General features: G+C 70.8%; 13 protein-coding genes. 6 read left to right on the plus strand and 7 right to left on the minus strand.

Features of this window, described 5'->3' with window-relative positions; genetic code table 11:
* Positions 1-14 precede the first annotated feature (14 nt).
* The 3 genes from PZE19_RS30550 to PZE19_RS33300 are packed head-to-tail and all read left to right on the plus strand — an operon-like array spanning position 15 to position 3,245.
* Positions 15-953, plus strand: coding sequence for an NAD-dependent epimerase/dehydratase family protein (locus tag PZE19_RS30550; RefSeq protein WP_277864455.1), 939 nt, complete (start codon positions 15-17; stop codon positions 951-953).
* Positions 950-2,077, plus strand: a complete 1,128-nt coding sequence (locus tag PZE19_RS30555) for a Gfo/Idh/MocA family protein (RefSeq protein ID WP_277864456.1) — start codon at positions 950-952, stop codon at positions 2,075-2,077. Before PZE19_RS30550 ends, PZE19_RS30555 begins: the two co-directional genes overlap by 4 nt.
* 49 nt (positions 2,078-2,126) lie before the next feature.
* Complete coding sequence (locus PZE19_RS33300; RefSeq protein WP_277864457.1) at positions 2,127-3,245, plus strand: Gfo/Idh/MocA family oxidoreductase; 1,119 nt, start codon at positions 2,127-2,129, stop codon at positions 3,243-3,245.
* Between the two features lie 158 nt (positions 3,246-3,403).
* On the opposite strand, the gene PZE19_RS30565 is transcribed toward PZE19_RS33300, so the two are convergent.
* From PZE19_RS30565 to PZE19_RS30590, 6 genes are all read right to left on the minus strand, one after another.
* Complete coding sequence (locus PZE19_RS30565) at positions 3,404-4,891, minus strand: hypothetical protein (protein WP_277864458.1); 1,488 nt, start codon at positions 4,889-4,891, stop codon at positions 3,404-3,406.
* A 30-nt stretch (positions 4,892-4,921) separates the two neighbouring features.
* Positions 4,922-6,172 (minus strand): glycosyltransferase, encoded by a 1,251-nt coding sequence (locus PZE19_RS33305; protein ID WP_438270003.1) that lies wholly within the window; start codon positions 6,170-6,172, stop codon positions 4,922-4,924.
* A 43-nt stretch (positions 6,173-6,215) separates the two neighbouring features.
* Positions 6,216-6,821, minus strand: coding sequence for a D-glycero-alpha-D-manno-heptose-1,7-bisphosphate 7-phosphatase (locus PZE19_RS30575; protein WP_277864460.1), 606 nt, complete (start codon positions 6,819-6,821; stop codon positions 6,216-6,218).
* Entirely contained in the window at positions 6,811-7,635 is an 825-nt protein-coding gene (locus PZE19_RS30580; protein ID WP_277864461.1) for a WecB/TagA/CpsF family glycosyltransferase, read from the minus strand. The genes PZE19_RS30575 and PZE19_RS30580 overlap by 11 nt, the downstream gene beginning before the upstream one ends.
* Positions 7,632-8,615, minus strand: a complete 984-nt coding sequence (locus tag PZE19_RS30585) for an exosortase/archaeosortase family protein (protein ID WP_277864462.1) — start codon at positions 8,613-8,615, stop codon at positions 7,632-7,634. The genes PZE19_RS30580 and PZE19_RS30585 overlap by 4 nt, the downstream gene beginning before the upstream one ends.
* Positions 8,616-8,765: 150 nt before the next feature.
* A complete protein-coding gene (locus PZE19_RS30590; RefSeq protein ID WP_277864463.1) occupies positions 8,766-11,123 on the minus strand; it encodes a polysaccharide biosynthesis tyrosine autokinase in 2,358 nt (785 codons plus the stop codon).
* A 747-nt stretch (positions 11,124-11,870) separates the two neighbouring features.
* Between PZE19_RS30590 and PZE19_RS30595 the strand changes: the two genes are divergently transcribed.
* Positions 11,871-12,116, plus strand: coding sequence for a hypothetical protein (locus tag PZE19_RS30595; RefSeq protein WP_277864464.1), 246 nt, complete (start codon positions 11,871-11,873; stop codon positions 12,114-12,116).
* Between the two features lie 34 nt (positions 12,117-12,150).
* Here the strand turns inward: PZE19_RS30595 and PZE19_RS30600 are convergent, their stop codons facing one another.
* Positions 12,151-12,927 carry an exosortase-associated EpsI family protein gene (locus tag PZE19_RS30600; protein WP_277864465.1) on the minus strand — a complete coding sequence of 259 codons (777 nt, stop codon included), beginning with the start codon at positions 12,925-12,927 and terminating at the stop codon, positions 12,151-12,153.
* Positions 12,928-13,225: 298 nt separating this feature from the next.
* On the opposite strand from PZE19_RS30600, the gene PZE19_RS30605 reads away from it, so the two are divergent.
* Positions 13,226-15,082: a carbamoyltransferase family protein gene (locus PZE19_RS30605; RefSeq protein WP_277864466.1), complete on the plus strand. Its 1,857-nt coding sequence runs from the start codon at positions 13,226-13,228 to the stop codon at positions 15,080-15,082.
* A 22-nt stretch (positions 15,083-15,104) separates the two neighbouring features.
* Entirely contained in the window at positions 15,105-15,521 is a 417-nt protein-coding gene (locus PZE19_RS30610; protein WP_277864467.1) for an SxtJ family membrane protein, read from the plus strand.
* Positions 15,522-15,541 lie beyond the last annotated feature (20 nt).

The following is a 15,541-nucleotide window of genomic DNA, read 5'->3' on the forward strand; positions in this document are numbered from 1 at the left end:
CATAAAACAACACCATGAAAATACTCTTCACGGGCGCCAGCTCGTTCACCGGCGCCTGGTTCGTCCGCGAGCTGGCGGCGGCCGGGCACGACGTCACGGCCGTCCTCCGCCGCAAGCCCGAGGACTACCCCGACGAGGTCCGCCGCAGGCGCGCCGCGCAGCTCCTCGAAGTCGCCGCGCCGGTCTTCGGCTGCTCGTTCGGCGACGAGGCGTTCCTGGGCCTGCTGCGCGACGAGCGGTTCGACGTCCTCTGCCACCACGCGGCCGACGTCACCAACTACCGCAGCCCCGACTTCGACGCCGTGGGCGCGGCCGCCAACAACGCCAAGAACCTGCCGGCCGTGATCGAGGCCCTGAAGGCGGGCGGCTCGCGGCGGATCGTCCTGACCGGATCGGTCTTCGAGGGGGGCGAGGGCGCCGGCTCGCAGGGGCTGCCCGACTTCTCGCCCTACGGATTCTCGAAGCGGCTGACGTCCGAGACCTTCCGCTACTACGCCGGCCGCGACGGCATGAGCCTGGGCAAGTTCGTGATCCCCAACCCGTTCGGCCCGTTCGAGGAGCCCCGGTACACGGCGTACCTCATGAAGAACTGGCTCGACGGCAAGACGCCCTCGTGCTCGAACCCGCTCTACGTCCGCGACAACATCCACGTCTCGCTGTTGGCGAAGGCGTACGCCGCGTTCGTCGCGAGCCTCCCCGACCTGCCGAACTTCGCACGGATCAACCCGCTGGGCTATGCCGAGAGCATGGGCGCCTTCACGCTCCGCCTCGCCCAGGAGATGCGGCCCCGGCTGAACCTCCCCTGCGAGGTCGAGCTGAAGGTCCAGACCGCCTTCCCCGAGCCCCGCGTCCGCATCAACACCGACGTCGTCGACGGCGAGGCCCTGGGCTGGGACGAGCCGGCCGCCTGGGACGCCATGGCCGAGTACTACCTGCAAGGCCGGGGCGCATGAACATCGGCCTCGTCGGCTGCGGATTCGTCGCCGACTACTACGTCAGCACGCTCGTCGCCTATCCCGACCTCAAGATCCTCGGCGTCGTCGACCGCGACCCCGCGCGGGCCGACCACTTCGCGACCTTCCACGGCCTGCCGAAGGTCGGCTCGCTCGACGCCCTGCTGGCCGACGACCGGATCGAGCTGGTCCTCAACCTGACGAACCCGGGGAGCCATTACGAGGTCACGAAGGCCTGCCTCGAGGCCGGCAAGCACGTCTACAGCGAGAAGCCGCTGGCGATGGACGTGGAGCACGCCCGCGAGCTGGTCGAGCTGGCCGAGCGGAAGGGGCTCGAACTGGCCTCGGCCCCGTGCAGCCTGCTCGGCGAGACGGCCCAGACGCTCTGGAAGGCGCTCCGCGAGCGTCAGGTCGGGACGCCGCGGGTGGTTTACGCCGAGATGGACGACGGCATGGTCCACAAGATGGCCTACCGGAGCTGGAAGAGCGCCTCGGGGATCCCCTGGCCGGCCAAGGACGAGTTCGAGGTCGGCTGCACGTTCGAGCACGCAGGCTATTACCTGACGTGGTTCCCGGCCTTCTTCGGGCCGGCGAAGACGGTCACGGCGTTCTCGGCGACGCTCCTGCCCGACAAGGGGACCGACGTCCCGCTCGACGTCGACGCGCCCGACTTCTCGGTCGCCTGCATCGCGTTCGAGTCGGGCGTCGTCGCCCGGCTGACCTGCTCGATCGTGGCCCCCCACGACCACACGCTGCGGATCGTCGGCGACGGCGGCGTCCTGAGCACGCACGACTGCTGGTTCTACCGCTCGCCGGTCAAGATCCAGCGGCCGATCACGATCCGCCGCCGGACCCTGATGGCGCCCTGGAAGACCCGGTATCCCCTCGTGGGCGCGAAGGCGGGCCGGTACAAGTACCGGGGTGCCCAGCAGATGGACTTCGCCCGGGGCGTCGCCGAGACGGCCGAGGCCGTTCGCCAGGGGCGTCCCGGCCGGCTCTCCGGGCGGTTCAGCCTGCACGTCAACGAGATGGTCATCGCCATCGACCGGGCCCGAGCCTCCGCCGCCCCCTACGCGATGACCACGACGTTCGACCCGGTCGCGCCGATGCCCTGGGCCGAGTGAACGACGACGAGGCCGCCGCCGCAATCGCCCCATCGGGAGAGCCCGCCACGTGACGACCGACGCATCGCATCCGCCCGTCCGCTGGGCCGTCCTGGGGACCGGCGCGATCGCCCGCGCCTTCGCCGAGGACCTCCGCCTGCTCCCCGACGCCGCGCTCGTCGCCGTCGGCTCGCGCGACCTCGAACGCGGCAAGGCGTTCCTCGACGCCTTCGGCGGCCGGGGCAAGGTCCATCAGAGGGTCGAGGATCTGGCTCGCGACGACGACGTGGACGTCGTCTACGTCGCCACGCCCCACTCGCGGCACAAGGCCGACTGCATCGCCTGCCTCGAAGGCGGCCGCGCGGTGCTCTGCGAGAAGCCCTTCGCCGTCGACGCCGACGAGGCCCGCGCCATCGCCGAGGCGGCCCGCAGGGCGGGCAAGTTCTGCATGGAGGCCATGTGGATGCGCTTCCATCCCCTGATCACGACCGTCCGCGACCTGGTCCAGTCCGGCGCGATCGGCCGGGTCCGGCTGCTGACCGCCGACTTCGGCTACCCGACCTCGTACGACCCCCAGAGCCGCTTCTTCAACCCGGCGCTCGGCGGCGGTGCGCTGCTCGACCGCGGCGTCTATCCTCTCTCGCTCGCGCAGCTGCTGCTTGGCTCGCCCTCCGACGTCGTCGGCCGCGCGGCGATCGGGACCTCGGGCGTCGACGAGCTGGAGACGGCCCTGTTGACCTACCCGACGGGTGCCCAGGCCGTGCTGACCTCGTCGCTCCGCAGCCGGCTCCGCAACGAGGCCCAGATCATCGGCACCGAGGGCTCGATCCGGATCGCCGAGCCCTTCTTCGCGCCCCATCACGTCTCCTGGACGCGGCACTCCGAGCCCGTCGGCCCCGCCCCCGCGGCGAAGTCGGGCCCCGGCGGCTGGAAGTCACGCCTGAGGCGCAGCCCGCTGGTCCGTCGGGTCGTCAACGACGTCGCCCGCCCGTTGCTCCGCACCCTGAAGCGCGATACGAAGACCTTCGCCGAGCACGTCCCCGGCGGCGGCTACCAGTTCGAGGCCGCCGAGGTCATGCGCCGCCTCCGCGCCGGCGACCTGGAGAGCCCGATCATGACCCTCGACGACACGATCGCCGTCCTGGAGACGGTCGACGCCCTGCGAAAGTCGTGGCGGACCTCCGGCTGAGGTCGCGTCGAGGAGGAACGGTCCGATGGTGGACCGGGGCCCGGAGGAGTACGGCAGACTTCGGAGCAGCCTCGAAAGCTACACGCCGCAGGCGCTTTTGAAGCCGTGATCCCGTTGCAGGCCGGACGACGAGGAGTGAAACGGCCGATGTCGGGGCCTCACCGCCCGTTTCCCGGGGCGATCGCCAGGATGGCCGCGATGAGAGGGTCATAGGGGTCGGGCGGGCTCGTCGCGTCGTGCTCCCGCTCGGCGCGGATCGCCTCCAGGAGCGGGAGGGCCGCCGCGGCCGCCGGGCCGATCGACCTGAGGAGTTCGAGAACGGAGGCGGGGTAGTCGCGTTCCTCCTCGGGCTCGCGTCGACGCGCTTCGAGGTAGGCGATCAGGCGAGGGACCGCCGGCGCGGCCTCTGTCCCGAACGCGGCGAGGGTGCGGCAGATCCGCCCGTGCTCGCCGCCGTACGCCCAGTCCGGGTCGTATTCCTCGAACGTGTCGAACGCGTCCACCAGGGCGGGGACCGCCCGATCGACGAACCTGCGGAAGTGCGAGAGGGCCCCGAGCGCGGCGCCGCGCTCGTGGACGGCCGCGTCGTAGAGGTCCTCGGGGAATCCCTCGGGGGCGAGCCATCGCGGGGGCCGGGGGGCGGCCCATTCCAGGATGCGGGCCAGGGCGTCCTCGCGGTCGCGGCCGACCGACGCCAGGGCTTCGAGCGCCCACACGTCCGGCGCGGGGCCGCGGGTCGCCGCCATCAGGAGGCCGACGGCCTCGTCGACGCGTCCCGCCAGCGGCGGCCCCGCGCAGGCCAGGCATCCCGCCGCGGCCGACCGCACCGCGCCCGAGCGCGAGCCCAGACGCGACAGCAACGCGTCGACCACCTCCGGGTCGTCGCGGCCGATCGAGGCCAGGGCTGCGGCGGCGTCGAATTCATAGGGTCGCGTCGTCGAGTCCAGTCGCGCGATGAGTCCCGGGGCGAAGTCCAGCGCCGCCGGCCCGATCCGTTCCAGCGCGTCCAGCGCTCCACGGCGGTTGCCCGACTCGTTGTCGAGCATCAGCCGGAGGCCCGGCCGGTCGGCCAGCAGGGCGACGTCGAGCGCGTCGAGCACGATGAGCGACGCGACGCCGGCCGGCGTTATCGACTCGGCGCCCTGGAAGATCGCCTCGTCGGCCTTCGTCCCGCGTTCCATGCTCGCGCAAAACCAGCGGCCGAGGCGTCTGGCGGCCTGAGTCCGCTCCTCGTCGTCGCCGGCGGCCGCCAGGCGGCCGACGAGCCGCTCGACGTACTTGTCCGAGTCGGCTTCGGAGTCGGCCCGGTCGCGCGACTCGCGGGCGCGGCGCATCCAGTCCTGATGGAGCGCCAGCCGGTACACGATCAGCCTGCGGACGAAATCCGTTCGGGGGAACCCCGACGCGTCGACGGCCTCGCGGACGGCCCCGGCGAACCGCTCGCGTTGGTCCGGCCGGCTCGCATGCTCTCCCCAGTCCAGGTCGCCCAGCTCCGTATGCGCATAAGGGACCCCGAACGACATGCCCTGGAGGACGTCGCCGGCCTTGAGCCGCGCCGGGGCGTCGTCGGCCACGAGGTCCAGCAGCCACGCCGACAGGGGCCGGCCTTCGCGATCGAACGAGAAGTCGGGACGGAGCTTCGCCATGATCGAGCCTCGCCGGGGAATGCTGCGCTTTCAGCGTAGCAGTCGCGCGGGCTCGGGACGAGGCTCGCGGCCGAGGCTCTCATGGATCAGGTCGGCGAGCTTGCGGGCCTCGATGGCGACGTCGTGCCGCCGGGCGGCGCGCTCGGTGCCGCGGCGGCCCATGGCGTCGAGCTGCGCGGCGGGGGCCTCGACGACCTCGCGGAGCGCGGCGGCGAGGGCCTCGGCGGAGGAGGGGGGGACGAGCCAGCCGTTGACGCCGGGCTGGACCAGCTCGGGGATGCCGGCGACCCAGGTGCTCACGACCGGGCGTCCCAGCGCGAGCGCCTCCATCAGGACGACGGGGAGGCCTTCGGCGAAGCTGGGGAGGACCAGGGCGCGCGACTGCTGGATCAGGTCGCGGACCTCGGCGTTGCTCTTCCAGCCGGCCAGCCGGACGCGGTCGCGCAGGCCCAGGCGGTCGACCAGGGCCTCGATCTCGCCCAGGAGCGGGCCGCCGCCGACCAGCGTCAGCTCGAAGTCGACCCCTTCGGCCCTGAGCCGGCCGGCGGCCTCGACCAGGATCGGCAGGCCCTTCTGCTCGGCCATGCGGCCGACGCAGACCAGCCGACGCGCCTCGGGGACCGCGACGTGCTCGGCCTTTAGGAACATCGGGTCCAGCCCGCAATGGACGACGCGGATCTTCGGCCACTGGTCGTAGGCGGCCCAGCGGCAGAGCTGGCTGCGGCCGTACTCGCTGACGGCGACGGCGAACGCCGAGCTCGCGACCTTGACGTCGAGCCCCAACGCCAGGGGCCGGTCGAACTCCTCGGGGCCGTGGGTCGTGAAGCTGAACGGCGGCCCGCCGAGCGTGCGGGTGAGCAGGGCGACCGTGGCGCCGTTGGTGCCGTAGTGGGCGTGGACGTGGTCGGTCGCCGCCTCGCGGTGCCAGTCGAGCAGGACGCAGGCCTCCGCCAGGTAGATCGCGTGCCGCAGGACGCCCTGGCCCGACGCCGAGCCGCGACGGCCCAGCTGGATCGCCTGCTTCAGGCCCCGCAGGAAAAGCCCCGGCCGCGTCGCCGCCGTCTTGAGGAGCGCCTTCGCCAGGCCGAGGGCCCCGACTTCGAGGACGGCCCGAGTTTTAAGGTCCTCGGCCAGGTCGTCGGGGTCGACGAGCGGCGTCGCCCAGCGCCGGAGCGTCAGGCGGTCGACGACGGCCCCCTGCGCCTCGACCTCCAGCAGCTCGCGGCGGATGAAGCTGGCGCTGGTCATCGGGTAGGTGTTGACGAGGTAGGCGATCCGCAGGGGGGGGGCGGCGGCTTCGTCGGCGACTGGGGCGTTCACGACGTCAGGGGGTCTCCGAGGGGGCGAGGCGCTCGTCGAGGATCAGCTCGGCGGCGGCGGCGAGGTCGGCGGCGGCGAAGACCCGGCCGTCCTGGGCGGGCGTCGGCAGCCCGTCGAGCGTGTCGTTCGAGCCGACGAGGATGCTGCGGCAGCCGGCGTGCAGTCCGGCGAGGACGTCGCTGACCCGGTCGCCGACCATCCACGACGCGGGCAGGTCCAGCTCCAACTCCTCGGCCGCGCGCAGGAGCATCCCGGGGGCCGGCTTGCGGTCGGGGTGCTCGACCGCCGTCCGGTCGTCGCTGCGGGGGGCGTGGGTGCAGTAGTAGATCGCGTCGAGCGTCGCGCCGTCGGCGGCGAGCAGGCGTTCCAGCTCGTCGTGGATCGTGCGGAGACGCTCCTCGGTGATCAGGCCCCGGCCCACGGCCGACTGGTTGGTCGCGAGCACCAGCGCGTAGCCGGCCCGGCGGAGAGCGGCCAGGGCCGTCGCCGCGCCGGCGAGGACTCGCAGGCCGGCGGGGTCGGCGAGGTAGGGGACGTCGACGATCAGCGTGTCGTCGCGGTCGAGGAAGACGGCGGGCCTGCGGGCCGGGGCGGGGGGCTCAGCGTTCACGGGCGGAGGCCTCGTGCGGCGTCGCGGCGGAGGCCGCCGCCGGGGGGCGCGGTGCGGGGCCGAGGTCGGGGCCGCGACGGGCTTCCCGGAGCCGCATCCGGCCCAGGAAGGCGGCGTTCCGCGCGTACCGCGTCGCCAGCCGGCGGGGCTCCTGCAAGAGCCGGAAGAGCCATTCCAGGCCGGTCTTCTGCATCCAACGGGGGGCTCGGGCGAACCGACCGGCCGCGAACTCCAGCGAGGCGCCCACCTGCACGGCGACCGGGACGCCGAGCCTGGTCAGGTTCTCGGAGATCCAGCGCTCGCCCTTGGGCTGGCCGAAGGCGACGAACAGGATGTCGGGCCGGGCCGCGCGGATGCGACTCAGCAGCGCCTCATGCTCCTCGTCCGAGAGCTTGCGGAAGGGGGGGCACTCGGTGCCGACGACCTGGAGGCCGGAATAGCGGGCGGTGAGCTTGGCGGCGGCCTCGTCGGCGACCCCTTCGGGGGCCCCCAGGAAGAACATCCGCCGGCCCTTGCGGGCCGCCAGGTCGCACAGGTGGAAGATCAGGTCGGAGCCGGCGACCCGCTCGGGCAGCGGCCGCGGCCGCCCCCGCGCGGCCCGGACGATCGGCGCGCCGTCGGCGAGCACGAAGGCGGCGGCGCGGTTGATCGGGTCCAGGTCGGGATGCTGATGGGTAAGCATCACGTAATGCAGGTTGGCCGTGATGAAATACGACGGCCTCCCGTCCTCGATCAGGGCGTCGATCGCGGCGACGGTCTCGTCGAGCGTCATGGGCGCGAAGGGGACGCCCCAGACCCAGACGGGATCGGTCACGACGACCTCTGGGTCGCGCGCAGGCCGATCGGGCGGGCGGCGGCCGCCGCCTCCGCCTCGGCGTCGTCGAACAGCCAGGACAGGATCGCGACTTCCAGGCCCACCAGCAGCAGGGCCAGGGGCATCATCAGGAAGCCCGCCCAGTCGTGGGAACGCTCGCGGGCCAGCTCGCCTTCCATCAGGTAGTAGCACCAGCCCGTGCCCACGATCCGGGCCATGTTGCTGACCAGCGCGATCGGCAGCGCGCTCAGCAGCACGACGATCCGCTTCCAGATCGGCATCGGCACGAGGATGACGGTCGCCGTCACGGTGGCGGCCAGAGTCATCAGCATCGAGAGGCCGTTGCACGCCATGGCCACCTCGAGCTGCTGCGGGCCCCGCGGCGTGCTCAGGTTGATCACGTTGCCCGCGGGCACGACCCAGAGGCCGGTGAGCTGCATCACGAAGCAGCTGCCGGCGGTGGCGATCTGCTGCAGCGGCAGGGCGACCAGCCTGTTGATCACCGGCGGCAGGGGGAGCATGAACACCAGGAAGCCGATCGCCGGCCAGGCCCGCGAGAGCAGGGCGCCCCCCCCCAGGGCGTAGACGATGCAGGCCGCCGTCGGGATCAACGTCGCGTTCTCGACCCACGACATCCCCCGTTCGTAGGCGAACGCCCGCAGCACCAGCATCCCGGCCAGCAGGGCCCAGGTCCGCCAGGAGGTGGCCGGCTCCGTCCAGGTGTAGGGCCGATCGGCGATCCGCCGCCAGAGGATCACGGCGGCGATCGGGATGACCAGGAAGCCGTGCGAGTAGTTGGGCTCGGTGTCCCAGATCGTGGCCAGCGACATGATGTTCGGGGCGTAGGCGAACGTCAGCAACGCCGCGCCCACGAGGGCCGAGGGGAGCCAGGGCAGGTCGCGGAGCCGGTCCAGGACCGAGGGCCGGCCGGCGGATCCGCCCTGATCGGCCGGGGGGTGGTACGCGGGGATTTGAGACAAGGATGAAGCCCTTGAGCCGTGGTCGGGAGGGGTGGTCCGGGCCGCCGAGGGCCGCCGCCGACGGATTCGGCGGCGCGGCCCTCATGAGAAGAACGAAGTTCGCCGAAGCCGCGGGTCCCGCGTCGATCCGGCTCAGCCGGTCGATCCGGCTCAGCCGGCGGACGTCGCGTCGGCCGGCCGCTCCTGGTCGGCCGCCGCGCCCGTCGGCTGGCGGCTGTAGGTGTAGCGGCCGTAGTACGAATCCGACGTCCGCATCCCGTTGATCACCGTGCCCAACACGGGGATCCCGGCGAGGTCGAGCTGGCGGCGGGCCCGTTCGACCTGGGGGGCGCGGCTGACGTCGTAGCGCGAGGCCAGCACGACGCCGTCGGTCCAGCGGCCCATGATCAGGGCGTCGGGGACCGGCAGGATCGGCGGCGAGTCGATGATGATCAGGTCGTAGAGCTGCCGGAGCCGGGCGATCAGCATGCCGAAGGCCCGGCCCTGGAAGATCCGGCTGGTGTCGGAGACCGCGGTCCCGGCGCTGAGGAGGTGGAAGGTCCCCCCCTGGACGGGGATCACCACGTCCTCGACGTTGAGGTCTTCGTTGGTCAGGACGTCGCTGAGCCCCCGGCCCTCGGGGATGTCGAGCAGCGGGCAGAGCGCGCCCCGCCGCAGGTCGGCGTCGATCAGCAGGGTCGTGTGACCGGAGTGGCCGCAGCGGGCCGCGAGCTGGGCGGCCAGCGTCGTCTTGCCCTCGCTTCCGACGGCGCTGCTGATCAGCACGCAGCGGCCCAGGCCGACCTCGGGGTGGTCGCCGCAGACGGCGAACCGCAGGTGGTCCAGCCGCTGGATGAAGCGGTCGATCTGGTCGTCCTCGCCGGGAGCCCCCAGCCGCCGCTGCGACCGGGCCATCGGGATCGGCGGCAGCGAGTAGACCTCGGACTGGACGCGCGACGACAGCGCGTCGGGGTCGCCGACCCGCTCCGCCCGGATCTCCAGGAGCGAGAAGACCCCCAGCAGCAGGAGCATCAAGACCAGGGGCGCGGCCGCCATCAGCTTGACCCGCTTGCCGTCCGACGCCAGCCTCGGCACCGCGGCCCGGTCGGTCACCTCGACCCGGATCGCGTCCTTCCCGGTCACGAAGTCCAGGTCCTGGAGCTTGCGACGGACGATGGCCTGGTCGTTCGTCATGCTGTCGATCTCGGCCTGCAGGAACTGGGCCTTGTACGTGTCGGAATTCGACCGCTGGGTCTCGATCTGGGCCTCGTTCAGGACGGCGAGGATGGCCGCCTGGTCGTGCTCCAGCTGCGCCACCTCGGCCTTGAGTTCCTGGACGTTCCGCGGAGCGCCGGCCGCCTTCGGGGCCTCGGCGAGGTTCGACGGGCCGCCTTCGAGGATCCGCCCGCGGATCTCGTGGTAGCGCTCCTCCCAGAACTCGTCGATGCGGGCCTGGATGCCCGCCACGGCGTCGCGATGGGCCCGTCGCGCGGGATCGCTGCCCTTGCGCGCGCCCTTCTCGACGTGATCCAGCCGCTGCTTCATGTCCCTCTTCTGCTCGTACAGCTCGGCGATCGCCGGGTCGCTGAGGAACTCGGCCTTGATCCGCGACTCCAGCTCCGCCCCCGACGGCACGGCCCCCTCGGCGGCGACGTCCGCGATCTCGTCGGCGTTCTGGAAGTCCCCCGTCCGCTGCGACAGCTCGGCCTTGGCCTTGAACAACGCTACGCGGGTCTCCAGGAGCCGGTCCTTGTACTTCCGGAATTGTTCGAACGAGACGTCGTTGATGGACTGCGCGGCCGGGGGCTCGTCCCCGAACGCCTTCTTCGTCGCCGACGCGGCCTTCTCGGTCTCCGTCGAGCTGCTGTTGAGGTTCTTGAGGGTGATCGTGCCCTTGTCCATGAGCGCGTTGAGTTCGTCCGTCTTGCCCCTCTTTTCTTTCGCCGTATCGTCGAGGTACTGCTGGAGTTTCTTCCTCAGGAGGACGTTCGACCCCTCCTGATAGGTCTTGTAGGACTCCATGTAGGCGTTCACCACGGCGTTGACCAGGGCCGCGGCTTCCACGGGATCGGTCGAGTCCAGCGCGACGCGCACGTAGTCGGTGTTCTTCTCGTTCTGGATCGAGAGCTTGGCCTTGAGGGCGGACACCGCCGAGGGGTTGTCCTTGAGGAACGGGAGGTCGGCGACGGTCGGGTCGCCGAGGGCCGCGCTCAGGACCGAGTCGGTCTTGATGTGCTGGATCTCGGTCTCGATGTTGCGGTCGACGACCTTGAGCGTGGTCCCGCTGCCGAACAGGTCGGGATGATTCGACTGGATCCGGATGACGCTGTAGGCGTTGTACGTCGGCCGGATCTGGCTGTAGATCAGGTAGACCGCGGGGAGCGAGGTGATCAGCCAGAGCCCGAGGATCTTCCACCAGTTCCGCATCAACCCCCGGAGGATGCTGACCGGGTTGACCTGCATCGTGGGCGCCGGCGCCGCCAGCTCGCGCGGGACCCCCACGACGGCCGCCGCGGTCCGGACCGGCATCGAGTACGAAGGCGAGGGCGACCGAGCCGGCAATGTCGAATCGTGCCTGTCGGAAGTGTCCATCGGGTGGTACTCAAAGGTGGTGGGATCGCGATCGGACCGCGTTCGACTCCGCCTCCCCGCCCGCGCGCCTGGGCGCCTGGGCGGGCCGGAAGGAGATCGCCTTGCGGGCCCTCGGCCCGCCCGATCGCCGCGGCGAGGCCGTGGAAGCCCGTCGACCGGGGGCCGTCTCTCTACGAGAAACTGTAAACCAAGACGTTCAAAGCCGTCAAACGAAATCCCTTAAGCGATTGAATGCATGAGACTTGTCGCGGATCGAAAGGCGATTCGAGCGGGCGTTGGCGTCGACTTCAAGATTCGTTGAGACCGACCCACGCACGTGGAGTTTTCCAGTTTTTCTAACTTACCTATATAGCTCAGATTTTTTTCGCCGGTGGAATTCGGCCTCCCGGCTTTCTATGATTACGGATAGAACGAACAGCGTGTCAGGAGTGTCTTTCATCTTGGATGCATCCTTGAAACGCGGCCGGACACGGCTCCTTACCGGTGTTGACGAACGCATCGCGGAGGGGTGACGCCGACTGCGGATTTCGGAGGAGTTTCCCGGCGGAAATCCCGATCGATTCGACGGAAGCCTTTCGTGCATGGCGGGCCGTCGGGGGATCTCCGCAGGGTCGGGCGTCCGAGGCGATGCCGGATCCGCGGCTCGACGAAGCCCGGAACACCCCAGAGAAAAGGAGCGACGACATGATCGCTCAGATCCTGTCGACGACCCGTCGAGAGGCCCTGCCCGCGTCCCGATCCGCGGGCGACGAGCCTTCACGCGGGGCCGAGGTCGGGGTGCGTTGCGCCCGGGTCGCTTTGGCGTTCGCCCTGCTTCCGGCCCTGGCGACGATGTTGCTGGTCGGCGGGGTCGGCTTGATCGCGGTCGGGCTGGCGACGACCCTCGCCCGCTCGGTCGACGCCGCGACGGCCTATCGGGAAGGCTCCTGAGCCCGGCGTCGCGGCGAGATCGGGGCCGCCGGCCTCACTTCGCGGCGGCGACGGCCGGGCCCGACTCGCGGATCCGCGACTCGATCGAAGCGACCAGGGCGGCGAGCAGGTCCTGGCACGAATCGTCGATCTTGGCGGGGTCCTTGATCAGGCGTTCGACCTGGATCTTGAACATCCCCGGATTGTAGCGAAACTGCTTCCAGCGGCTTTCCATGTTCGGCCGCCACTCTCCGGCGTTGCGGAACGAGTGGAAGACGTCGTGGTAGGAGGCGGCGCCGCCCTGGAACATCCCGTAGAGGCCCTCGCGGAAGGGGACGGGCGTCGCGGCGTCCTTGACGGGGATCATCACTTCTCGGCCCGCGCTCAACGACTTGTATCCCGTATTCGTGTAGCAGATGTCGGGCGTGTGCCCCCAGACGTTCAGGGCCAGCCCGTAGATCACGAGCACGGTGGCCTTCTCGCCCGTCGTCGTGTTTTCATAAGACCGCAGGATGTGGTCGGTCGACCCGGCGAGACGCGCGATCTCGGGATCGAGGGCGGCCTCGACCCCGTCGACCTGCCGCCATGAGCCCAGGACCCCGGGGATCTCCTTCAGGGGGAAGGGGCAGCCCTTGCTCTGGCTCTCGAGCGAGGCGAACTGGAAGTCGCGCCAGTAGCGGAACGCGCCGGAGGCCCCCAGCAGCAGGCAGATCATCGCGATCCAGCGAAGGTCGACCTTCCGGGGCGTAGGGACCCGCTCCGGGGCTGCCGGGCGTCGAGGCGCGGCGTCGGGTTGCACGACGACCGGATGGTCGACCAGGGCGTTTTCCATGTCGGCGGTCCTCGCTACCGGGGAGGGGGGGCGCGGTACGGGTGATGCCGTGGATGCGCCTCACCAGGATTATGCCATCCCCGGATCCACGTCATCAAGGCCGCGCAGACGGGAATGTCGCGAAAGTTTATAGAAAACATCTAGGTCGCGGATGGCCCCCGGTCCAGCCGGGCTCTGCGGGCCGCGGGCAAACTGGTCGCGGGCCGGCGCTCGTGTTAATCTGGGGCTCGTCGGCGTGCGCAGGATGGGGGCCCGGAGGCCCGCCGCCCCGGCTTCGCGGGAAGGGGACGAGGACGACATGACGGCGATCCTGGGTATCTCCGCGTTCTACCACGACAGCGCGGCCGCCCTGGTGGTGGACGGCCGGATCGTCGCCGCCGCCCAGGAAGAGCGGTTCACGCGCGTCAAGCACGACGCCGCCTTCCCGACCCGCGCCGTCGCCTACTGCCTGGAGGCGGCCGGCCTGACGTCGGCCGACGTCGACTTCGTCGCCTTCTACGACAAGCCGCTGTCGAAGTTCGAACGCCTCCTGGAAACGTACCTGGCCTACGCCCCCTCGGGCTTCCGGAGCTTCCGCCTGGCGATCCCGCTGTGGCTCAAGGACAAGCTCCACATGCGGCGGATGATCCGCAAGGCCCTGGGCGACGGCTGCCGGGCCCGCCTGGTCTTCACCGACCACCACGAGAGCCACGCCGCCAGCGCCTTCTTCCCCGGCCCGTTCGACCGCGCGGCGATCCTGACCCTCGACGGCGTCGGCGAGTGGAGCACCACGACCGTGGGCGTCGGCGAGGGCTCGCGGATCGAGCTGCTGGAGCACATCGCCTTCCCGCACTCGCTGGGGCTGCTCTACTCGGCCTTCACCTACTACTGCGGCTTCAAGGTCAACAGCGGAGAGTACAAACTGATGGGCCTGGCCCCCTACGGCCGGCCCGTCTATAAGGACGCGATCCTCGAGAAGCTGATGGACCTCAAGGCCGACGGCAGCTTCCGCCTCGACCTGGGGTACTTCAACTACTGCCAGGGCCTGACCATGACGGGCGACCGCTTCCACGAGCTCTTCGGCGGCCCGCCGCGGTCCCCCGAGTCGACGCTGGAGCAGCGCCACATGGACCTGGCGGCGAGCATCCAGTGGGTGACCGAGGAGGTCGTGCTGCGGATCGGCCGCGAGGCGGCCCGCAAGACGGGGGCGGAGAACCTCGTCATGGCCGGCGGCGTGGCCCTCAACTGCGTCGCCAACGGCCGGCTGCTGCGCGAGGGCCCGTTCGACGACGTCTGGATCCAGCCCGCGGCCGGCGACGCCGGCGGCGCGCTCGGCGCGGCGCTCTTCGTCTGGCACCAGCTCCTGGAAAAGCCCCGCGAGCCCCGGGGCCGCGACGCCCAGCAGGGGAGCTTCCTCGGCCCCCGGTTCGGCGACGCCGAGATCGGCCGGTTCCTGGCGGGGCAGGGGGTGCAGGCCTCCCCCTGCGAGACCGAGGACGAGCTGTACGAGCAGGTCGCCGGCCACCTCGCCGACGACAAGATCGTCGGCTGGTTCCAGGGCCGGATGGAGTTCGGCCCGCGCTCGCTGGGCGCGCGCAGCATCATCGGCGACCCCCGCTCGCCGGCCATGCAGGCGACGATGAACCTCAAGATCAAGTTCCGCGAGAGCTTCCGCCCGTTCGCGCCGGCCGTCCTCCGCGAGCGCGCGTCCGAGTGGTTCGACATCGACCCGAAGCACGAGAGCCCCTACATGCTCCTCGTCGCCCCGGTCCGCGAGGAGAAGCGCACGCCCATCGACCCCGAGACGCTCCGCACGATGGAGGACGATCCCGACCTCCGGCGGCGGGTCAACGTCGTCCGCTCCGAGGTCCCGGCCGTGACCCACGTCGACTACAGCGCCCGGCTCCAGACCGTCGACGAGGACCGCAACCCCCGCTTCCACCGCCTGATCGAGGCCTTCGAGCGGATCACCGGCTGTCCGATCCTGGTCAACACCAGCTTCAACGTCCGGGGCGAGCCCATCGTCTGCACGCCCGAGGACGCCTACCGCTGCTTCCTGGCGACCGACATGGACGTGCTCGTTCTGGAAGACTACGTGATCGTCAAGGACGACGCGGCGCGCAAGGCCGGCGAGAGCGTCCGCGAACGGTACCTCTCCCAGTTCCAGCTCGACTGACGAACCGAACGAGGACGCCCGCATGCAGTGGTCCGACGTCCAATTCGACCCCACCGCCAAAACGCTGAAGCAGTTCGCCGCCTGCTCGTTCGGGTTCTTCGGCGGGGCCGCCCTCTACCAGGGGCTCTACCGAGGGCATACGAACGCGGCCCTGATCCTGGGCGCGATCGCCCTGGGCTCCGGCCTGCTGGGCCTGGTCGCCCCGAAGGCCCTGAAGCCGATCTTCGTCGCCTGGATGGTCCTGGCCTTCCCGATCGGCTGGACGATCTCGCTGCTGATGCTGGCCGTCATGTATTACGGCCTCTTCACGCCGATCGGTCTGATCTTCAAGCTGATCGGCCGCGACCCCCTGGAACGCACCTTGCAGCCGGCCGCCGCGACCTACTGGACGCCCAAGACGACCCCCAAGGATGCCCGCCGCTACTTCAAGCAGTTCTGACCTGACCCGAACCCGGACAC

The organism is Paludisphaera mucosa, assembly GCF_029589435.1.
Classification (GTDB): Bacteria; Planctomycetota; Planctomycetia; order Isosphaerales; family Isosphaeraceae; genus Paludisphaera; species Paludisphaera mucosa.

What these genes read in the sequence shown, in the direction of transcription:
- PZE19_RS30550 (WP_277864455.1), top strand. Translation starts at nt 15, where the DNA reads ATGAAAATACTCTTCACGGGCGCCAGCTCGTTCACCGGCGCCTGGTTC.
- PZE19_RS30555 (WP_277864456.1), top strand. Translation starts at nt 950, where the DNA reads ATGAACATCGGCCTCGTCGGCTGCGGATTCGTCGCCGACTACTACGTC.
- PZE19_RS30565 (WP_277864458.1), bottom strand. Translation starts at nt 4,891, where the DNA reads ATGGCGAAGCTCCGTCCCGACTTCTCGTTCGATCGCGAAGGCCGGCCC.
- PZE19_RS30590 (WP_277864463.1), bottom strand. Translation starts at nt 11,123, where the DNA reads ATGCCGGTCCGGACCGCGGCGGCCGTCGTGGGGGTCCCGCGCGAGCTG.
- PZE19_RS30595 (WP_277864464.1), top strand. Translation starts at nt 11,871, where the DNA reads ATGATCGCTCAGATCCTGTCGACGACCCGTCGAGAGGCCCTGCCCGCG.
- PZE19_RS30600 (WP_277864465.1), bottom strand. Translation starts at nt 12,927, where the DNA reads ATGGAAAACGCCCTGGTCGACCATCCGGTCGTCGTGCAACCCGACGCC.
- PZE19_RS30605 (WP_277864466.1), top strand. Translation starts at nt 13,226, where the DNA reads ATGACGGCGATCCTGGGTATCTCCGCGTTCTACCACGACAGCGCGGCC.
- PZE19_RS30610 (WP_277864467.1), top strand. Translation starts at nt 15,105, where the DNA reads ATGCAGTGGTCCGACGTCCAATTCGACCCCACCGCCAAAACGCTGAAG.